The 18,215-nt window shown below is 72.6% G+C and carries 20 protein-coding genes; 9 read left to right on the plus strand and 11 right to left on the minus strand.

Translation table 11 applies throughout. The features are described 5' to 3' along the window. The first annotated feature begins 15 nt into the window (after nucleotides 1-15). The gene (locus NI26_RS14330) at nucleotides 16-1,356 is read left to right on the plus strand and encodes an MFS transporter (protein WP_200884117.1); all 1,341 of its coding nucleotides are present in this window, start codon (nucleotides 16-18) and stop codon (nucleotides 1,354-1,356) included. Between the two features lie 9 nt (nucleotides 1,357-1,365). Here the strand turns inward: NI26_RS14330 and NI26_RS14335 are convergent, their stop codons facing one another. After that, nucleotides 1,366-1,998 carry a nucleotidyl transferase AbiEii/AbiGii toxin family protein gene (locus NI26_RS14335; protein WP_235426387.1) on the minus strand — a complete coding sequence of 211 codons (633 nt, stop codon included), beginning with the start codon at nucleotides 1,996-1,998 and terminating at the stop codon, nucleotides 1,366-1,368. A 26-nt stretch (nucleotides 1,999-2,024) separates the two neighbouring features. Continuing rightward, nucleotides 2,025-2,348 carry a hypothetical protein gene (locus tag NI26_RS14340; protein WP_066656763.1) on the minus strand — a complete coding sequence of 108 codons (324 nt, stop codon included), beginning with the start codon at nucleotides 2,346-2,348 and terminating at the stop codon, nucleotides 2,025-2,027. A gap of 176 nt (nucleotides 2,349-2,524) precedes the next feature. Between NI26_RS14340 and purU the strand changes: the two genes are divergently transcribed. The 4 genes from purU to NI26_RS14360 all read left to right on the plus strand — a co-directional run bounded on the left by purU (nucleotide 2,525) and on the right by NI26_RS14360 (nucleotide 5,519). Continuing rightward, nucleotides 2,525-3,385, plus strand: coding sequence for a formyltetrahydrofolate deformylase (gene purU / locus NI26_RS14345; protein ID WP_066656765.1), 861 nt, complete (start codon nucleotides 2,525-2,527; stop codon nucleotides 3,383-3,385). A 7-nt stretch (nucleotides 3,386-3,392) separates the two neighbouring features. Next, complete coding sequence (locus tag NI26_RS14350; RefSeq protein ID WP_066656768.1) at nucleotides 3,393-3,806, plus strand: YrdB family protein; 414 nt, start codon at nucleotides 3,393-3,395, stop codon at nucleotides 3,804-3,806. Between the two features lie 128 nt (nucleotides 3,807-3,934). Then, nucleotides 3,935-5,086 (plus strand): N-acetylglucosamine-6-phosphate deacetylase, encoded by a 1,152-nt coding sequence (nagA, locus tag NI26_RS14355; protein WP_066658744.1) that lies wholly within the window; start codon nucleotides 3,935-3,937, stop codon nucleotides 5,084-5,086. 31 nt (nucleotides 5,087-5,117) lie between these two features. Continuing rightward, nucleotides 5,118-5,519, plus strand: coding sequence for a VOC family protein (locus tag NI26_RS14360; protein WP_066656770.1), 402 nt, complete (start codon nucleotides 5,118-5,120; stop codon nucleotides 5,517-5,519). A 27-nt stretch (nucleotides 5,520-5,546) separates the two neighbouring features. Here the strand turns inward: NI26_RS14360 and NI26_RS14365 are convergent, their stop codons facing one another. From NI26_RS14365 to NI26_RS14375, 3 genes are all read right to left on the minus strand, one after another. Beyond that, the gene (locus NI26_RS14365) at nucleotides 5,547-7,091 is read right to left on the minus strand and encodes an alpha-L-fucosidase (RefSeq protein ID WP_066656772.1); all 1,545 of its coding nucleotides are present in this window, start codon (nucleotides 7,089-7,091) and stop codon (nucleotides 5,547-5,549) included. An 84-nt stretch (nucleotides 7,092-7,175) separates the two neighbouring features. Beyond that, complete coding sequence (locus tag NI26_RS14370; protein ID WP_066656775.1) at nucleotides 7,176-7,676, minus strand: hypothetical protein; 501 nt, start codon at nucleotides 7,674-7,676, stop codon at nucleotides 7,176-7,178. 54 nt (nucleotides 7,677-7,730) lie between these two features. After that, on the minus strand, nucleotides 7,731-8,558 hold the full coding sequence (locus NI26_RS14375) for a helix-turn-helix transcriptional regulator (protein ID WP_066656777.1): 828 nt from the start codon (nucleotides 8,556-8,558) through the stop codon (nucleotides 7,731-7,733). Nucleotides 8,559-8,680: 122 nt separating this feature from the next. Between NI26_RS14375 and NI26_RS14380 the strand changes: the two genes are divergently transcribed. Both NI26_RS14380 and NI26_RS14385 read left to right on the plus strand, forming a co-directional pair. Continuing rightward, nucleotides 8,681-9,619, plus strand: a complete 939-nt coding sequence (locus NI26_RS14380) for an SDR family oxidoreductase (RefSeq protein WP_066656779.1) — start codon at nucleotides 8,681-8,683, stop codon at nucleotides 9,617-9,619. A gap of 31 nt (nucleotides 9,620-9,650) precedes the next feature. Further along, nucleotides 9,651-10,820, plus strand: coding sequence for a MalY/PatB family protein (locus NI26_RS14385; protein WP_066656782.1), 1,170 nt, complete (start codon nucleotides 9,651-9,653; stop codon nucleotides 10,818-10,820). 16 nt (nucleotides 10,821-10,836) lie between these two features. Here NI26_RS14385 and nagB read toward each other — a convergent pair whose 3' ends face one another. After that, nucleotides 10,837-11,622, minus strand: coding sequence for a glucosamine-6-phosphate deaminase (gene nagB / locus NI26_RS14390; RefSeq protein ID WP_066656784.1), 786 nt, complete (start codon nucleotides 11,620-11,622; stop codon nucleotides 10,837-10,839). Between the two features lie 58 nt (nucleotides 11,623-11,680). On the opposite strand from nagB, the gene NI26_RS14395 reads away from it, so the two are divergent. After that, nucleotides 11,681-12,160, plus strand: coding sequence for an NUDIX hydrolase (locus NI26_RS14395; RefSeq protein ID WP_066656787.1), 480 nt, complete (start codon nucleotides 11,681-11,683; stop codon nucleotides 12,158-12,160). A 250-nt stretch (nucleotides 12,161-12,410) separates the two neighbouring features. Here NI26_RS14395 and NI26_RS14405 read toward each other — a convergent pair whose 3' ends face one another. The 5 genes from NI26_RS14405 to NI26_RS14425 form a co-directional block, all read right to left on the minus strand. Further along, nucleotides 12,411-12,941: a hypothetical protein gene (locus tag NI26_RS14405; protein WP_066656799.1), complete on the minus strand. Its 531-nt coding sequence runs from the start codon at nucleotides 12,939-12,941 to the stop codon at nucleotides 12,411-12,413. Nucleotides 12,942-13,201: 260 nt separating this feature from the next. After that, nucleotides 13,202-14,272 (minus strand): ABC transporter ATP-binding protein, encoded by a 1,071-nt coding sequence (locus NI26_RS14410; RefSeq protein WP_066656806.1) that lies wholly within the window; start codon nucleotides 14,270-14,272, stop codon nucleotides 13,202-13,204. Continuing rightward, entirely contained in the window at nucleotides 14,269-15,117 is an 849-nt protein-coding gene (locus tag NI26_RS14415) for an ABC transporter permease (protein ID WP_235426388.1), read from the minus strand. The genes NI26_RS14410 and NI26_RS14415 overlap by 4 nt, the downstream gene beginning before the upstream one ends. A 23-nt stretch (nucleotides 15,118-15,140) precedes the next feature. Next, nucleotides 15,141-16,220: an ABC transporter permease gene (locus NI26_RS14420; protein ID WP_081985336.1), complete on the minus strand. Its 1,080-nt coding sequence runs from the start codon at nucleotides 16,218-16,220 to the stop codon at nucleotides 15,141-15,143. A 5-nt stretch (nucleotides 16,221-16,225) separates the two neighbouring features. Then, complete coding sequence (locus tag NI26_RS14425; RefSeq protein ID WP_066656808.1) at nucleotides 16,226-17,365, minus strand: ABC transporter substrate-binding protein; 1,140 nt, start codon at nucleotides 17,363-17,365, stop codon at nucleotides 16,226-16,228. A gap of 294 nt (nucleotides 17,366-17,659) precedes the next feature. Here NI26_RS14425 and NI26_RS14430 point away from each other — a divergent pair, with 294 nt between their 5' ends. Then, nucleotides 17,660-18,097, plus strand: coding sequence for a YdeI/OmpD-associated family protein (locus NI26_RS14430; RefSeq protein ID WP_066658757.1), 438 nt, complete (start codon nucleotides 17,660-17,662; stop codon nucleotides 18,095-18,097). Nucleotides 18,098-18,215 lie beyond the last annotated feature (118 nt).

Below are 18,215 nucleotides of genomic sequence, written 5' to 3' on the forward strand. Positions count from 1 at the left end.
GGCTTCGGTCCGAAGTTGCTCGTCCCCGTCCTGGTCGGACCGCTGCTCAACCCGATCAACACGACGATGGTGTCCGTGGCCCTCGCGCCGATCTCCCGCGACCTCGGCATCGGTGCCTCGCAGGCGATCTGGCTCGTCGCCGCGCTCTACCTGGCGAGCGCGGTCGCGCAGCCGACGATGGGCAAGCTCGCCGACCGGTTCGGCCCGAAGAAGGTCTTCCTCACCGGACTCGTGATCGTCGGTGTCGCCGGCGTCGTGCCCGAGGTGCTGACCGGGTTCGGCGGGGCGGTCGCCGCACGGGTGCTGATCGGGATCGGGACGTCGTCGGCGTACCCGGCCGCCCTCACCACCCTGCGGCAGCACTCCGCCAGGATCGGGAAGCCGACACCGCCGCTCGTGCTCGGGGCGCTCTCGATCACCTCGCTGGTCTCCGCTGCGGCCGGGCCGCCCCTCGGCGGCGCACTGATCGCGGCGTTCGGCTGGCACGCGATCTTCCTGGTGAACGTCCCGCTCGCCGTGTTCGGCCTCGTCGTCGCCGCGATGTGGCTGCCGTCCGACCGGCTCCGACCCCGTGACGCCGAGCAGCTGCCGGTCCGGACCGCGCTCGACCCGCTCGGCATGGTGCTCATGACCGGCGCGGTGTCGGCGCTCCTGGTGTTCCTGCTCGACCTCGGCGCCGGACTCTGGTGGCTGCTCGCGGTCGCCGTCGTGCTGCTCGTGGCGCTCGTGCTCTGGGAACTGCGCGCGACGAAGCCCTTCGTCGACGTCCGCCTGCTCGTCCGGAACGGCGCGCTGTCCCGCACCTACGCGCGACTGTTCCTGACCTACCTGCTCGCCTACACGATGACGTACGGGTTCTCGCAGTGGGTGCAGGACGTCGCGGGCTACCCGAGCGACGTCGCCGGGTACCTGCAGCTCCCGGCAGCCGTCGTCGCCGGGGTGGTGTCGTTCATGGTCGCCCGACGCACCGCCGTCCGCCGGCCGCTCGTCGTCGCGGCGCTCGTCCCCCTGGTCGGCGCCGGGCTCCTGCTCCTGCTGCACGCCGGTTCGCCGCTCGTGCTGCTGCTCGTCGTGCCGGCGCTGTTCGGGGTGCCGCAGGCGCTGGCGTCGGTGTCGAACCAGGCAGCGCTGTACACGGTGGTGCCCTCGGAGTACATCGGTACCGCCGCCGGGCTGTCGCGCACGAGCATCTACATCGGCGCGATCGCGGCGTCCTCGCTGATCGGCGGGGTGTTCGGCCAGGCCCCGACCACGCCGGACCTGCACGTGCTCGCGTGGGTGATGCTCGGCGTCGGCGTGCTGCTCAGCGTGCTGACGCTCGCGGACCGGGCGCTGGCGCGGGCGGACCGGCGCTGACGTGGCGCGTCAGTGCTCGGCGCCGATCGCCGCTTCGATCTCGTCGGCCCAGTCGGTCAGCCTCCGCTCGACACCCGCCAACTCGGCGGGGGTAACGCCGTACTCACGCACACGCCGCGAACCGATCCTCCGCACCTGTCGGAGCGCCTCGGCGAAGAGCTGTCGATCGAAGCCGTCGTCGTGTTCGGCTGCGCCGTCGAGGAGCTCGGCGTCCGAGAACCTCCCGCTCCGGCGGATCGCGTCGACGTCGAGGTAGTCTCGCGCTTCCGCACGCGAGAACAAGGCTGCAACCTTGTTCGACACCGCGTCGTACTCGTCGAGCACCGGGCCGAGGGCGAGCACGACGGGTTGCCGAGCGCGCCAGTCGACTCCCAGGTCGACCTCGACCACCTCACCATCGAGCGTGACCCGCAGCCTGGCGAAGAGCTCGAAGCGTCTGGCGACGGCGACGACGAAGCCCTCGGAGGCGAGCTGCGCGATGACATCGCCGAGAGCGCGCTCGAACCCACCTGCGTCCCGTCGGTCGGTGAAGAGGTCCACATCAGCAGTGGGGCGAGCCGTGAACCCGTGCTCACGGATGGCACCCGACCCTGCCAGTGCGAACCCGGAGTCGTCGGTCGCGGCGAGGGCGATCGACGCCACGCGTCGCTGCATCGCCTCGCTCGCGATCACGAGACGAGTTCGGGGAACCGGCTCTCCCACGCACGTCGGATCCGGACGGGCAGGAAGAGCCGCGACCACCATCGCCGGAGGACCGCCGGACTGACCAGGGCCTGGACGTCAGCAAGCGTGCCCTCACGCAGGGTTGCTTCGTACGCCTTCGCGACATCGTCCCAGTGGGCCAGGTCGACGACCGGGTCGGGCCCCCAGTACACCGTGTCGGGGAGCCGGAGCGAGCCCTCGGCCGGGCCCGTGAGATCGTCCAAGCTGGCGGGCACGGCGAAGCCGCGCGTGGCCTGGGTGCGGACCCGCACCGCTGAGTCGATCGTCATCGCACCCTCCCCTCTCCAGGGTACCGATGCCCCCACGACAGGACCAGCCCCTGTGGACGCGGCGCCCGGGGGGGGTCAGCCCCGGCCTGTCGGCGACGTGGGCCGCACGTCGGACGCGCCACGGGCCTCCCGGCCGAACCGCCGGAACGCCGGAGCGCCCCGGTACCCTGATCTCCGTGACCGCCCCGAACCCCACGCACTGGACCCTCACGCTCGTCTGCGACGACCAGCCCGGGATCGTGCACGCCGTCTCCGGAGCCGTGGTCGCGGCGAACGGCAACATCACCGAGTCGCAGCAGTTCTCGAGCGCCGACACGAACTCGTTCTTCATGCGCCTGCAGGTCATGGCGCCGGTCGACCGCGAGACGTTCGAGCAGGCCCTCGCACCCGTCGTCGAGCGCTACGGCATGCGGGTCCAGCTCGACGTGGTCGGGCGTCCGATGCGCACCCTGGTGCTCGTGTCGAAGGCCGGGCACTGCCTGAACGACCTGCTCTACCGGCAGCGCGGCGGCCAGCTGCCGATCGAGGTCCCCCTCGTGCTGTCGAACCACGCCGACCTGTCCGGGCTGGCGGCGTTCTACTCCGTGCCGTTCGAGCACCGACCGGTCACCGACGCGGACGCGAAGCGGGCGATGGAGCAGCGGATCCTCGAGGCCGTCGAGGAGCACGACATCGAACTCGTCGTCCTCGCCCGCTACATGCAGATCCTGTCGCCGGAGCTGTGCGCCGCGCTCGAGGGCCGCGCCGTCAACATCCACCACTCGTTCCTGCCCGGCTTCAAGGGCGCCAACCCGTACCGGCAGGCGCACGCGCGCGGCGTCAAGCTCATCGGTGCGACGGCGCACTTCGTGACGAGCGACCTCGACGAGGGCCCGATCATCGAGCAGAACGTCGTCCGGGTCGACCACACGAAGGAGCCCGCCGAGCTGGTCTCGATCGGCCAGGACGAGGAGTCCCGGACGCTGACGCAGGCGGTGCGCTGGATCGCGGAGGACCGCGTCCTCCTCGACGGCGCCCGCACGATCATCTTCAGGTAGGCACCGCATGACGAACGCACCGCAGAGCCCCGTCGACTGGGGCGACGTCCCGCCGCCCACGGACCCGGCACCCGCACGCCGCCGGGCCTCCGTCTCCGGCTGGACGGTGCTGCGCGTGCTCGTGTGCGCGTTCGGGCTGCTGTCACTGGCGTACTGGGGCTACCTCGCGTGGCCGTTCCCGTTCCCGGGGGTGCTGTTCATGGTCGGGGCACCGCTGTTCGCCGCGGTCGTCTGGTTCCTCTTCCGTTCGCCGCGCTCGCCGATCGACACCGACGTGGTGGGCAAGGTGGTCGTCGAGACCGCGCTGGTGATCGCGGCCGGTGGCGCCTGGGTGTCGCTCGGGCACCCGGTGGTCGGGTTGGTCTTCGTGCTGGTCGCGGCGCTCTCCGGCGTGGTCGCGTTCCGGCGGGAGACGGCGTGAGCTCCGGGCCCGCGTCGGTGTCCGGCCTCGGCTCCGGGTCCGGGTCCGGGTCCGGCTCCGGGTCCGGGTCCAGGTCCGGCTCCGGCTCCGGGTCCGGCTCCGGCTCCGGCTCCGGCTCCGGGTCCGGTCTGGAGGCGCGGCGCACGCTGGTCCGAGCCGGTCGCCTGGTCGACGAGGCCGGTTCCACGGCCGACGGGTGGGTCCTGCTCGCCGGCGACGTGATCGAAGCGGTGGGGTCCGGCGCCGACGCGCCCAGCGCCCCGGACGTGGTCGACCTCGGCGACGCCGTCCTGACGCCCGGGTTCATCGACCTGCACGGGCACGGTGGTGGTGGCGCGGCCTACGAGGACGACACCTTCGACGCGGCGCTCGCCGTGCACCGGACGCACGGGACGACCCGCTCGGTCCTGTCCCTCGTCGCGAACCCCTCGGCAGCGCTCGCGACGTCGCTCGAGCGCATCCGCACCGTCGCCGCGACGGACCCGCTCGTGCTCGGCGCGCACCTGGAGGGGCCGTTCCTCTCCCCCGACAACCGGGGCGCCCACAACGCCGCCCACCTGGTCGATCCGTCGCCGGCGGCCGTGGACGCCCTGCTCGACGCGGGTGCCGGGGTCCTGCGGCAGGTCACGATCGCGCCCGAGCTGCCGGGAGCGCTGGACGCCGTCCGCCGCTTCGTCGACGCCGGGGTCGCCGTCGCCGTCGGACACACCGTCTGCTCGTACGACCAGGCCCGGGCGGCCTTCGACGCCGGTGCCACCGTGCTCACCCACGCGTGCAACGCAATGCCGGGGTTGCACCACCGGGCGCCGGGTCCGATCGCCGCGGCGACCGAGGACGACCGCGTGACGCTCGAGCTCATCCTCGACGGTGTGCACGTGCACCCCGCCGTCGCCCGCGTGCTGCTCCGTGCGGCGCCGGGGCGCGTCGCACTGATCACCGACGCGATGGCCGCGGCCGGGTCGCCCGACGGCTCCTACGCGCTCGGGTCGCTGACGGTGGACGTGGTGGACGGCGTCGCGCGCGTCGCCGGGACGGACACGATCGCGGGTTCGACGCTGACGCAGGACGCGGCGCTGCGGCTCGCCGTGTCGGCCGCCGGAGCGTCGCTGCCCGAGGCGGTCGCGGCGCTGACGAGCGTGCCGGCAGCGGCGCTCGGGCTCGGGGACCGGCTGGGCCGGGTCGCGCCCGGGTACGCCGCGGACCTCGTGGCGCTCTCCCCCGCGCTCGAGGTGCAGCGGGTGTGGGGCGCCGGTCGGGAGCTGGTGCCCGCCAGGTCTTGACCCGGGCGGCGCGCGGCGGGACCATCTCCGCATGGCGCTCTACGTCTCCTGCCCGGTCGAGAGCGTCGAGCGCGCCACCGCGTTCTACAGGGCCCTCGGGTGGACCATCGACCCGCGGATGTCGCGGGACGACGTCGCGTGCGTCGTGTTCGGGACCGACCAGTACCTGATGCTCAGCAGCCGAGAGGCCTACGCGAGCGTCGGCGGCACGGAGGACCTGGTGGGTGGACCGGGCACCCCGTCGAAGGTCACGCTCTCGTTCGACCTCGACAGCCGACAGGCCGTCGACGAGCTGGTCGAGCGGGCCCGCGCTGCCGGCGGGCGGATCGGGGACACCGACGAGTACCCGTTCATGTACCAGCGGCAGTTCGACGACCCGGACGGGTACCACTGGTCGCCGTTCTGGATGCACCCCGACACCGCCAGCGCGTGACCTCGTCCGCGCGCTCCCGCCGGACGGTCACTGGTGCAGGAAGTCCTGACGGGGCTGCTCCTGCTCCGGCGCGAAGCGGATCCGCAGCACGGGTCCGCTGTCCTCGGTCGTGGAGCCGCTGACCTCCACCTCGAGGGCGTCCGGGGTCCGGTCCCACCGCGTGACGGTCCCGGAGCCGAGCACCGCGACGTCGCTGATCGTGCGGGTGAGGAGCGCCGACGCCGACCCGAGCGACCGCAGTCGTACGACGCCGTCGTCGGGCCGGGCGAGCAGGACCGCGTAGAGGGAGTCGCCCGTGACATCGTGCCGCACGGTGTACCGGACGTCTTCCGCCGTGTACGCCGGAGCGGCAGCGTCGACGAACGACCCGGCGGTCACCGCGGTCGGTCCCTCGGACGGTACGGTCCAGGGCCGGGTGCCGTAGATCGCCTCGCCGTGCAGGCCGAGCCAGTGCCCGATGCCCTCGAGCAGGCGCTGCTCCTCGACCGGGATCGTGCCGTCCGGCTTCGGGCCGACGTTGAGCAGCAGGACCCCGCGCTTCGCGACGACGTCGACGAGCTCGGCGACGAGTTCGCGCACGCTCTTGTACTCGTGCCCCTCGACCCAGCACCAGGAGGTCCGGGACACCGACGTGTCGTTCTGCCACACGGTCGGCTCGGTGCCCGCCACGGCTCCGCGCTCGATGTCGTAGACCGCGGTGCCGGGCGCGAAGGCTCCCCACTTGTAGTTGATGACGACCTCGCGTCCCCACTCGGCCGCCCGGTTGTAGTAGTACGCGGCGAGGGTCTGCAGCACCGGGGCGAACGCCGGTTGCTCGATCCACCAGTCGAACCAGAGCACCTGCGGCCGGTACTTCTCGATGACCTCGACGGTGCGCAGGAGCCAGTCCTCGAGGAACCGCTCGTTCGGAGCCGTCTCCTCACGCTGCGCGGGACCGTAGAAGTCCGACCACCGCGGGTCGAGCACGTCGGAGTCGAACCGGGCACCGCCGTTCATGAAGAACCAGTGCTCGGCACGGTGCGACGAGGCACCGCGGACCATCCAGGCCTCGTCGACCGCTCGGGAGAGGTCGCCGAAGACGTCGCGCCGTGGCCCCATCCGTGCGGCACTCCAGCGGGACCGGTCCGTGTCGTACATCGCGAACCCGTCGTGGTGCTCAGCGACGGGCACGACGAACTGCGCACCCGCACGACGGAACAGCGCTGCCCACGCGGCCGGGTCGAAGTGCTCCATCGTGAACGACGGGATGAAGTCCTTGTACCCGAAGTCGCGGTGCTCGCCGTGCGTCGCGAGGTGGTGCTCGTACGCGTCGGTGCCCTGCCGGTACATCTCGCGGGAGTACCACTCGTTGCCGAACGCCGGGACGGAGTACACGCCCCAGTGCAGGAAGACCCCGAACTTCGCGTCCTCGTACCAGCGTGGAGGCTCGTAGGCCGCCAGGGAATCCCACGTCGCGTCGAAGGGTCCGGCGGCGACGACCTCGTGCACGGCACGCAGCGCCTCGGTGTTGTCGCTGACGTCGACCGGCTCCGGGAGCGACTCCGGGTCGAGCGGTCCGTGGCGGTCCGGCATGGGGCACTCCTTCGTGCGTCGGATGCGGTCCCCCACTTCTACCGGTCGAGTTCGGGAGTCGGGTGGGTCACGGATGCCCGACGGTCAGGGCAGCCGGACGACGACCTCGGCGGTCGAGGGCCCACCGCACTGCTCGGACCCGCCGTGCCGCACCCACGTGAAGTGGACGCCGCGCTCGACGAGCACCCGGCCGTCCGCGCCGAGGACCGCCACGTGCCCGCGCCCCGCGGTGTCCGGCGAGGTCGGCACGGACCACACGTCCCCGTCGCGTTCGACCATGGGGAGCACTGCCGTCGGCGCCGTGCCGTCCGGCAGTGTCCCGACCGCTGGCGCGCCCGGTGTGGCTTCCCCAGGGGCGGTCGGCACGGCTGGTTCGGGCGGCACCCTGGGCGTGCAGTCCGGGCCCTGGCAGACGACGACGCCCGCGACGCCGGACGCCGGGTCCGCCGAACCCGGGACCTCGACGGCGACGGTGTCAGTCCGACCGATCGCCGTGCACGCCGTCGGCCCGATGCCGGCGCAGCCGGTCGTCACGAGCACCAGCACGGCCGACGCCGTGGCGAGTCCCCTCGTCCCCCGACGCATGCGTCCATCGTCACCGATCGATCGCGGACGGGTGGTCACGATCCGGCGACGGTGTCAGGCCGCGACGACGGACAGCAGCCGGAGTCGGTCGTGGCTCTCGGTCCCGGGGACGGCGGTGTAGACGAGCAGCACGTGCGCCTGCTCCGGGTCGAGGAGCACCTGGCAGTGCAGCTCGAGTCGGCCGACCTCCGGGTGGTCGTAGCGCTTGACGGTCCCCGGGACGAGGCCGACCTCCTGCCGGTCCCACAGCGTCCGGAACTCGTCGGAGCGTTGCAGGAGCTCGTCCGCGAGCCGCGCTGCCCGGGACCCGGGACCGCGCCGGGTCGCGACCTCACGCAGTGACGACACGTACAGCCGCGCGGTGGTGTCGCGGTCCTCCGGCGGGAAGAGGTCCCGCGCACCCGGTTCGGTGAACCAGCGCCAGCCGATCGAGCGCGACGACCCCTGCCGCTGGCTCGCGTCCCCGAACAGTGCGGCGGCGAGCGGCGTCTGCAGGAGCGTCTCGCCGAGTTCCGTGACGACCTCGGCCGGCGTGTCCACCAGGCGGTCGAAGATGCGCATCATGCCCGGGCCCACGTGGTCCGAGCCCGCGCCGGACTCCGGCGGTCGGTGCCCGGCGAGGCGGAAGACGTGGTCGCGTTCCGCCCGGCTCAGGTGGAGCCCCTGCGCGATCGCGGCGACCATCTGCTCGGAGGGCTGCGGACCGGTGCCCCGTTCGAGCCGGGCGTAGTAGTCCGGGGACATGTGGCAGACCGCCGCGACCTCCTCGCGGCGCAGCCCGGAGGTCCGGCGCCGCTGTCCTGGCGGGAGACCGACGTCGGACGGTTGCAGGGCCTCCCGGCGTCCGCGGAGGAAGGCGCCGAGCGCCGGTCGATCGATCACTGGCCCATCCTCGCCGGTCCGCGTCCTCCGCAGCCACGGTCCGTCAGGTCCTGGTTGCGGTCCGGTCGCCGACGCAGGCTGGCACCAGCCCGACGACGGGCGACGATCCCGAGGAGACCACCGTGCCGACACGACCCATCGACATCACCCTGCCGCGACTGGACGGCACCCGCGCCGTCGTCACCGGTGCGAGCGACGGCATCGGCCTGGGCATCGCGACGGCACTCGCGGGCGCCGGCGCCACGGTCGTGCTCCCCGTGCGCAACCCGAGCAAGGGCGAGGCCGCACGCATCCGGGTGCTCCGCGAGCACCCGGACGCCGACGTGCAGCTCGGCGCGATGGACCTGTCGTCCCTCGCCTCGGTGGACGCGTTCGCGGAGTCGATGCGGTCTGCCGGTCAGCCGGTCGGCCTGCTCGTGGGCAACGCCGGGGTCATGACCCCACCCGAGCGGCAGACCACGGCCGACGGCTTCGAGCTGCAGCTCGGCACGAACCACCTCGGACACGTCGCACTCGTCCGCGGACTCCTGCCGCTGCTCCGTTCGGCGCGCGGCCACGTCACGTCGCAGATCAGCATCGTCGCGCGCAGCGGCGCCGTGCACTGGGAGGACCCGAACTGGGAGCGGAGCTACGACGGGATGCGCGCGTACCGGCAGTCGAAGATCGCGTTCGGCCTGTTCGGGCTCGAGCTCGCCCGACGGAGCGCCGACCGCGGATGGGGCATCACGAGCAACCTCGCGCACCCCGGGGTCGCGCCGACGAGCCTGCTCGCCGCGCGCCCGGAGCTCGGTCGGAGCGGCGACACCCCGCAGGTCCGGGTGATCCGCTGGTTGTCCGCTCGGGGCCTGCTCGTCGGGACCCCGAGGACCGCCGGGTTGCCGGCGCTCGTCGCAGCCACCGACCCGGCCGTGCGGGACGGCGGGTTCGTGGGTCCGACGGGTGCCGGCGGTGTCGGCGGAGCGCCCGGACGGACGCCGCTGTGGAAGCCACTGCGCAGTGCCGAGGACGCCCGACGCGTGTGGGAGCTGTCCGAGGAGCTGCTCGGCACGTCGGTCGCGTGACGTCCGCGACCGGCGCTGTCAGGATGGCCGCATGAGCGTCATGATCTCGGTGTTCGATGCGCAGCGCACCCGCACGAGCGAGAAGTACACCGCGTACCCGCCCGAGGTCCTGCCGATGTTCGTCGCCGAGATGGACTCGGTCCCCGCCGAGCCGGTGCGCGAGGCACTCGAGCGCGCCGTCCGCACCGGGGACACCGGGTACGTCGGGCACACCCGGGTGCTGCCCGAGGTCTTCGCCGACTTCGCCGACCGCCGGTGGGGATGGGACGTCGACCCCGACCTCGTCCGGACCACGACGGACGTGTCGGTCGCGGCGGTCGAGGTGCTCCGGCGGGTCATCGACCCCGGCGACCAGGTCGTCGTCATGCCGCCCGTCTACCCGCCGTTCTGGGAGTACGTCCGCGAGGCCGGCGGCACCGTGGCCGAGGTGCCGCTGCTCGCCCCGGACGGCGAACCCGACCCGTTCGACACCACGGCCGGGTGGCGGATGGACCTCGCCGGGGTCGAGCGCGCCTTCGCCGGCGGCGCCCGGACGGTGCTGCTCTGCAACCCGCACAACCCCCTCGGGCTCGTGCACGCCCGCGACGACCTGGTGGCACTCGCCCGGCTCGCCGCGGAGTGGGACGCCGTCGTCGTCTCCGACGAGATCCACGCGCCGCTCGTGCACGCGGACGCGGTGTTCACGCCGTTCCTCACCTGCGGACCCGAGGCGGTCGAGCACGGCGTCGCCCTGACGAGCGCGAGCAAGGCGTGGAACCTGGCCGGGACGAAGTGCGCGCTGATGGTCGGGGCGTCCGAGCGGGCGCGCGGCTGGTTCGACGGGCTGCCCGTCGAGGTCGTCGAGCGCACCGGGATCCTCGGGTACACCGCGAGCATCGCCGCCTTCCGGGACGGTGAGCCGTGGCTCGCGTCGCTGCTCGCCGAGCTGGCCGGCAACCGCCGTGTGCTCGCCGAGGAGCTCGGCTCGGCCCTGCCCGGTGCTGGGTACCGGCAGCCGCAGGCGTCCTACCTGGCCTGGCTCGACCTGCGCGCCCTGCCGTGGGGCGACGACCCCGCACTGCAGCTGGTCGACCGGGCGAAGGTCGCGCTGACGAACGGTCGCGACTTCGGGCAGCCGGGCATCGGCCACGCCCGGCTCAACTTCGGGTGCTCCGAGGAGACCCTGCGCGAGGGGCTCGCGCGCCTGGCGTCCGCCCGCTGACCCCGCTCGGCAGGCGTCACTCGAAGCGCTGCCACTCCGGCTTGTTGGCGTACGTGTACCGGTAGTAGTCCGCCAGACGGAGCCCGGCTGCGGCCTCCTCGTCCACCACGACGGTCGCGTGCTCGTGCAGCTGCAACGCCGACCCGGGCACGAACGACGACAGCGGCCCCTCGACCGCGGCGGCCACGGCGTCGGCCTTCGCCGAGCCCTGCGCGACGAGGACGAGCTCACGCGCCTCGAGGATCGTGCCGAGCCCCTGCGTCATGCAGTGCGTCGGCACCTGATCGAGCGAGTCGAAGAAGCGGGCGTTGGCCTCGCGCGTGGACGGTGCGAGGGTCTTGATGCGGGTGCGGGACGCGAACGACGACGTCGGCTCGTTGAACCCGATGTGCCCGTTCGCCCCGATCCCGAGGATCTGCACGTCGACCCCGCCGGCGGCCCGGATCGCAGCGTCGTACTCCTTCGCCGCGAACGCCAGGTCCGTCGCGCGGCCGTCCGGCACCCGCACCCGCGAGGGGTCGAACCCGAGCGGCTCCACGACGTCGCGCTGGATCACCGACGCGTACGACTCCGGGTGCTCGAGCGGGATCCCGACGTACTCGTCGAGGGCGAACCCGCGGGCCGCGGCGAAGGACACCTCGCCCGCCTCGACCCGACGACGCAGGTCGGCGTAGATGCCCTGCGGGCTCGACCCGGTGGCGAGACCCACGACGGCGGACGGCTTCTCGGCCACGACCGAGGCGATCTTGGCGGCAGCGACACGACCGACCTCGGCCGGCGTCGACAGGATGATGATCTCCACGCCCTCACCCTACTGGTCATGACCAGTCGCCGACAGGGGTGCTCGGTAACGTGGGGGCATGCCCACCCCTGACTTCGTCCTGTCCCTGCGCGAGAAGGTCGGCAACGATCCGCTGTGGATGACGGGCATCACCGCCGTCGTCACGCGCGGCGAGGGCCCCGACCGCGAACTGCTCGTCGTCCGGCGCGCGGACAACGGCGCGCTGACGCCGGTGACGGGGATCGTCGACCCGGGTGAGGAACCCGCGGTCGCCGCCGAGCGCGAGGTCCTCGAGGAGGCCGACGTCGTCGCGGTCGCCGAGCGCCTGACCTGGGTGCACGTCCTGCCCGAGATGACCTACCCGAACGGTGACCGGGCGCAGTACCTCGACCTGGTCTTCGCGTGCCGGTACGTGTCCGGCACGCCCGCCCCCGCGGACGGCGAGAACACCGAGGCGTTCTGGGCGCGGCTCGACGCCCTGCCGGAGATGTCCGCGGACATGCTGGAGCGGGTTCGGGCGGGCCTGTCCGACGAGCCGGCCGCGCGCTTCGAGCGCTGACCCGCCGCCGACCAGGGCGCGTTTGCCTAGCGACCGCGACCCTGATGCCGGGACCCGTGCCGGTCCCGTGACACGCCGCGAGGCCGCAGCCGGACGAGCCCGCATCCGACGAGCACCGACACGATCCCGATGCTGATCCGGATCGCGACGACGAGCCACGGCACGTCCGTGGCCGTCTGTGCCGCTGTCAGGATCACGACCGCCGCGGACCCGACCAGGACGAGGGTGACGACACGAGCTCGACGAGGGCTCACACGCACCCCGTACGCGCAGCGTGGTTGTTCGAGAAGTAGACCTTCAGCTGCTTGTTGTTCTTGCACGTCCCCTTGATCGTCGCGAGGTAGGCGGCGCCGACTGCGATGATCGCCTGCACGGCGAGGCAAGCGAGCTGGCCGACTGCGGAGATCGCGCAGATCGCGGCACCGAGCACGAAGCCAGCTCCGTTGTACAGCAGGTTCTGGTCGTACTGGTTGAACGTCACGTAGTGCCCTCCAGCGTCGTAGCCTCCGCCCAGGCGAGCATCGCCCTTCGACCGCAGGACGTCGAGTTCGAGTCCGTCGCCGAGCGTGATGACCGTGTGGTGCCCGTCCGGGTCGTCCCGTTCGGACTCGACGAGGTCTGCAGCCCGCAGCTGTCGCAGCACCGAGTCGAAGTCCGTCGTCTGCAACAGCTGCTTCGCCTCACGCACGGGGTTCGGCTCCGCGTGCGCCTGTGCAACAGGCACCACCGCCCCTGCGACCACGACGACGCTCGCGATCAACAGCCCGATCTTGCAACCCATCAGTACTTCCTCGGTTCAGTGAGGAGAGACTCCCGCACTGATGTTCCACATCCATGACCAGGAGATGTCCGGGGAGTCAATCACAGTCGCGAGGACTCGCGGGCCGGGAGGCGCGGGGCGGGCCCGCCCCGCGCCTCCCGATCGAAACCGGGTCGCCTTCACCCCCGCGAAGGCGACAGATCGTCGCCAACGGTTCGCAGCAGACTGTCGCTTCCGCGGAACGCTCGGGGCGGCTCGGCTCGGCGCGGCCGGCGCGGCCGCTACGCGAGCGGGGCGACCGCGGCCGGGGCGCCGAGCAGTCGCAGGGCCACGGCGTCACCGGCCACGCGGCGGTCGCCGACCTCGTGCTGCACCGTCACGACCGTGTCGTCATCGAGCCGGACCGTCGTGCGCCGGATCGACCCGAGGAAACTCGACGTGACGACGGTGCCGGTGACGCCCTCGGCGGCGAAGGCGACGTCCTCGGGGCGGACGTAGGCGAGCACCGGACCGTCCGCGGTGTCCGCTGCGAGCGCCGGGACGCGGAAGCCGTAGACGAACACGTCGCCGCTGCGCAGGTCGCCACGCAGGCGGTTCGACTGCCCGACGAAGTCCGCGGTGAACGCCGAGACGGGGTGTCGGTAGAGCTCCTCGGGCGTCCCGACCTGCTCGATGCCGCCGGCGTTCATCACCGCGATGCGGTCGGAGACGGCGAGTGCCTCCTCCTGGTCGTGGGTGACGAAGACGGTCGTGATGCCGAGGTCGCTCTGGATGCGGCGGATCTCGTCACGCAGGGACACCCGCACCTTCGCGTCGAGCGCGGACAGCGGCTCGTCGAGCAGGAGCACGCGCGGGCGGGTGACGAGGGCACGGGCGAGGGCGACCCGCTGCTGCTGCCCGCCGGAGAGCTGGTGCGGGAACCGGTCGGCGAGGCCGGCGAGGTGCACCATGTCGAGCGCTTCGATGACGCGCTCGCGGCGTGCTGGGGCGGCGACCTTCCGCATCTCGAGGCCGAACGACACGTTCTGCCGCACCGTCATGTGCGGGAAGAGCGAGTACTGCTGGAACACCATGCCGATGTCGCGCCGCTCGACCGGCACCGCGGCGACGTCCACCCCGTCGATGCGGATCGCGCCGGCGTCGATCGCCTCGAGACCGGCGAGCGCACGCAGCGCGGTGGTCTTGCCGCAGCCGGACGGCCCGAGCAGCGAGACGAACTCGCCGGGCTCGATGCGGAGCGACAGGCCGGCGAGCGCACGGTGGGAGCCGTAGTGCTTCTCGACCGCCTCGAGCTCGACGGTCGCCCCCTCGGTGGACAGCGACGCCGGGGCGACGGGAGCGGTGACGGTCATGTGGACTCCTTCGGGGTGCGCCGGCGGCCCGCGCCGACCCGGCCGATGACGACGAGCAGCACGAAACCGAACAGCAGTGCGGCGAGCGAGAAGATCGCGGCCACGTACGGGTCGGTCTGCTGCACGAGCACGAGCGCGGTCTGGAACGTGGTGCGGGACAGGAACGAGGCGAGGGTGTACTCGCCGAGGACGACCGTGACGGTCAGGAAGCACGCGGCGGTGATGCCGCGGCGGAGGTTCGGCAGCAGGATCCGCCACGTCACGGTCCACCACGAGGCGCCGAGCGAGCGAGCGGCCTCGGACAGCACCGTGACGTCGACCGAGGTCAGCGCCGCGGCGATCGGGCGGAACGCGAACGGCAGCGACACGATGCCGATCGCGAAGGCCAGGGTCCACGCGCCGGAGCCGAACACCTGCGCGACGACCTGGTACACGGGGATGAAGCCGACGACGAGCACGACGACGGGCACGGTGATCGGCACCAGGCAGACGAACTCGAGCACGCGGCGCAGGCGGGGGTAGCGGAGCGCGGTGACGATCTGGGCGGGCAGCAGCACGAGCAGCACGATCGCGACGGTGATCACGGCGATGAGCAGGGACGCCGCGAGGCCGTCGAACACCGGCTGGTACGTGGACGCGTTCGCCGGTTCGACGATCGCGGCGTAGTGGTCGAACGTGAGCGCCCCGTCGGTGCCCTGGCGGAACGTGAACTGTGCCAGGGCGACCAGCGGCGCGGCGACGACGAGTCCGACCAGGGCGAGCACGGCGACGGCGGTGCCCCGGGACGGAGCGACGCCGAAGCGGCCGATGCGGGTGGGGCCTCCAGGCCGGGATGCGGCAGCCACGGGGCGGACCGAGGGGACGGCGGTCACCGCTGCCACCGCGCAGCGCGACGCTGGAGCAGCGAGTAGGCGCCCATCACGACCGCCATGACCACGACCATGCCGAGGGCGAGCACACCCGCGACGTTCTGCAGACCGATGATCGTCTCGCTGGTGAGCTGCGCGCGGATCGTCAGCGGCACGATGCCGCCCTGCGAGATGAGTGCCGCCGCGGTGGCGAACGACGAGAACGCGTTCGCGAAGAGCAGGAGCAGCGACCCCCAGAACGCCGGCGCGAGCACGGGCAGGGCGATGCGCCGCCATGAGGTCGCGCGCGAGGCGCCGAGGGTGGCGGCGGCCTCGCCCCACTGGGGCTTGACGCCCTCGAGGGCGGGCATGAACGTGAGGACCATGAGCGGCACCTGGAAGTAGACGTACGGGATCACGAGACCGGGGACGGTGTACAGGAGGGTCCCGTTCGCGTTGAGGTCGAGACCGAAGGCCGACACCAGCCAGGTGGTGACCAGTCCCTGCGCGCCGATCGTGGCGATGAACGCGAACGCGAGCATCACGCCGCCGAACTGTGCGAGGACGCTGGCGGCGGAGTCGATCATCGAGCGGACGAGCCCGTCGGGCCGGAGCGCGGCGAGCGCCCAGCAGACCAGGGCACCGACGACGGCGCCGATCACGGCCGAGACCGCGGACAGGCCGAACGAGCCGGCGAATGCGCGGAGGACGGACGGGTCACGGAGCGCTGCGAGGTTCGCGAGCGTGAACCGCCCGTCGCCGGTGGAGAACCCGCTGCCGACCGCGATCGAGGCGGGGACGGCCAGGAAGAGCAGGACGTACGCGGCGAACGGGGTGAGGCCGAGCCAGGCGAGGCCGGGGCGGCGGCGGGCCCGGGTCCCGGTGCGACGGGCGGCGGTGGCCGCATCCGCATCGGCGCCGGACGACGCGACGGGGGCCGCTGCCGCGCTGGTGGCGGCGGGGACCGGGACTGCCGTGCCCGCGCCCGTACCCGCGCCCGTACCCGTGCCCGTGCCCGTACCCGTGCCCGTGCCCGTGCCTGTGCCCTTGCTCGCGCCCGGGGCGAACGCGCTGCCGCCCGGCGCCGATGCGGTCGTCATGCTGCTCAGGACCCCATCGTGGCGGACCACTTCGCGGCGAGGACCTTCGCTGCATCCGTGACCTGCGCGTCGGTCAGCTCGACGTAGTCCTTCGGCATCCCGCCTGCGGCCCGCAGGGCGTCCTCGTCGACCTTGCCCGACTGCTCCATCGCCGCGAGGGTCGACGGGAAGGCGCCGGCCTGCAGGTACAGGTTCTGGGCGTCGGGGCTCGCGATGTACTCCTGCCACAGGCGTGCCGCCGCGGGGTGCGGCGCGTCCTTGTTGATCGCCTGCGAGTAGTACGAGCCGAGCGCCTGCCCCTCGGGGACGACCGTCTTCCAGTCCTGGTTGCCGCTCGACCCGGCCGCCGGGCCCCAGGCGAGGTTGTTGTACGACCACTGGATCACGACGGGCGTCTCCCCCGAGGCGACCGTCGCCTGCGTGGGCAGCACGTTCTGGAAGTTGCCGGCCTGCTGCAGCTTGCCGAAGTAGTCGACGCCCTTCGTGATGTCGTCCGCCGACCCGCCGTTCTCGAGCGCGGCGAGGTACACCGCGGACGCCGCCTGGTTCGCCTGCGTCGGGTCGCCCGCGATCGAGACCTTGCCCTTGTACTCGCTGCCGAGCAGGTCGTCCAGGTCCTTCGGGGCGTCCGTGATCTTCGACGAGTCGTACCCGATCGACATGAGGCCCGTGTAGTCGCGGGTCCACTTGCCGTCCGCGTCCTTGAGCGTGTCCGGGATGTCCGACCAGTTCGCCACCTTGTAGTCGGTGAGCAGGTCGAGGTTCTGCTGCATCACGGCGTTGCCGAGGTCGAGCACGTCGGGGGCCGTCGACTGGCCCTGCTGCGACTTGACGGCGGCGACCTCGTCGGCGCTGGAGCCGTTCGGGTTGGCCGAGTTGATCTTGATGTCGTACTTCTGCTCGAAGCCGTCGATGATCTTGCCGTAGTTCGCCCACGTCGGCGGGAGGGCGATGACGTTGAGCTGCCCCTCGGCCTTCGCGGCCTTGATGAGGGCGTCCATTCCGCCGGCCGACTCGGCGCTCGTGGCGGTCTTCCAGTCGGTGTCGCTCGACGTCGACGCGCTGCTCGTCGCCGAGCAACCGGCCAGGGTGACGACTGCTGCTGCGGCCAGGGCGATGCCGGCCAGGGTGCGGGTGTGCTGCACGGGGTGTGCCTTCCGGGTGCTGTGGGGATTCGGGTGTCCGGGGGTCCGGGTTCGGCACGATCGTGGACGCGCCCGGTTTCGGGGTCGTGCTGCGGCGGTGAACGGTGGCGGAACAGCGGGTACGGCTGTACGGTTTCGCTGCCGGGGACGGTCCCCGGCGAGGGTGGTCGCGGCGGGCTCGACGTCCGGTCGCGCGTCCTGCGCTCGACCGGTACGACGCACGGTCGCGTCGGTCGCGTCGGTCGCGTCGGCCGCGCGGGTGCGGTCACGAGCGCGGACAGCCGGGAGGCACGGGTGCAGTTCACGACGACGGTCCTGCAGGCGAGGAAGACGGCCACCGGCCTGCCCGTCCCCGAGGAGGTCATCGACGCCCTCGGCTCCGGGAAGCGCCCTGCCGTGGTGGTCACGATCGACGGCGGCTACACCTACCGGTCCACGGTCGGGGTGATGGGCGGGCAGTTGCTCGTGCCGCTGTCGGAGGCGCACCGCACCGCAGCGGGGATCGGCGCCGGGGACACCGTCGAGGTCACACTCGAGCTCGACACCCTGCCGCGCACCGTCGAGTTGCCCTCCGACCTGGCGGCGGCGTTCGACGCGGCCGGGGTCCGTGCGGCGTACGAGACCCTGTCGGCGTCACGGCAGCGGGCACTCGTGGACCCGGTGCTCGCGGCGAAGGCCCCGGAGACGCGGCAGCGCCGGATCGACAAGGCCGTGGAGGCGTTGCGCGGATAGCGGGGGAGCGCGGTGGCCCTGGCCCTGGCCGTGGCGCTAGGTCTGGCCCTGGCCGTGGCTGTAACCGTGGCTGTGGCCGTGGCTTCGCCGGGCGCGATCGGGCGTACCTGGTAGAACC

The sequence above is a fragment of the Curtobacterium sp. MR_MD2014 genome, assembly GCF_000772085.1.
GTDB lineage: Bacteria > Actinomycetota > Actinomycetes > Actinomycetales > Microbacteriaceae > Curtobacterium.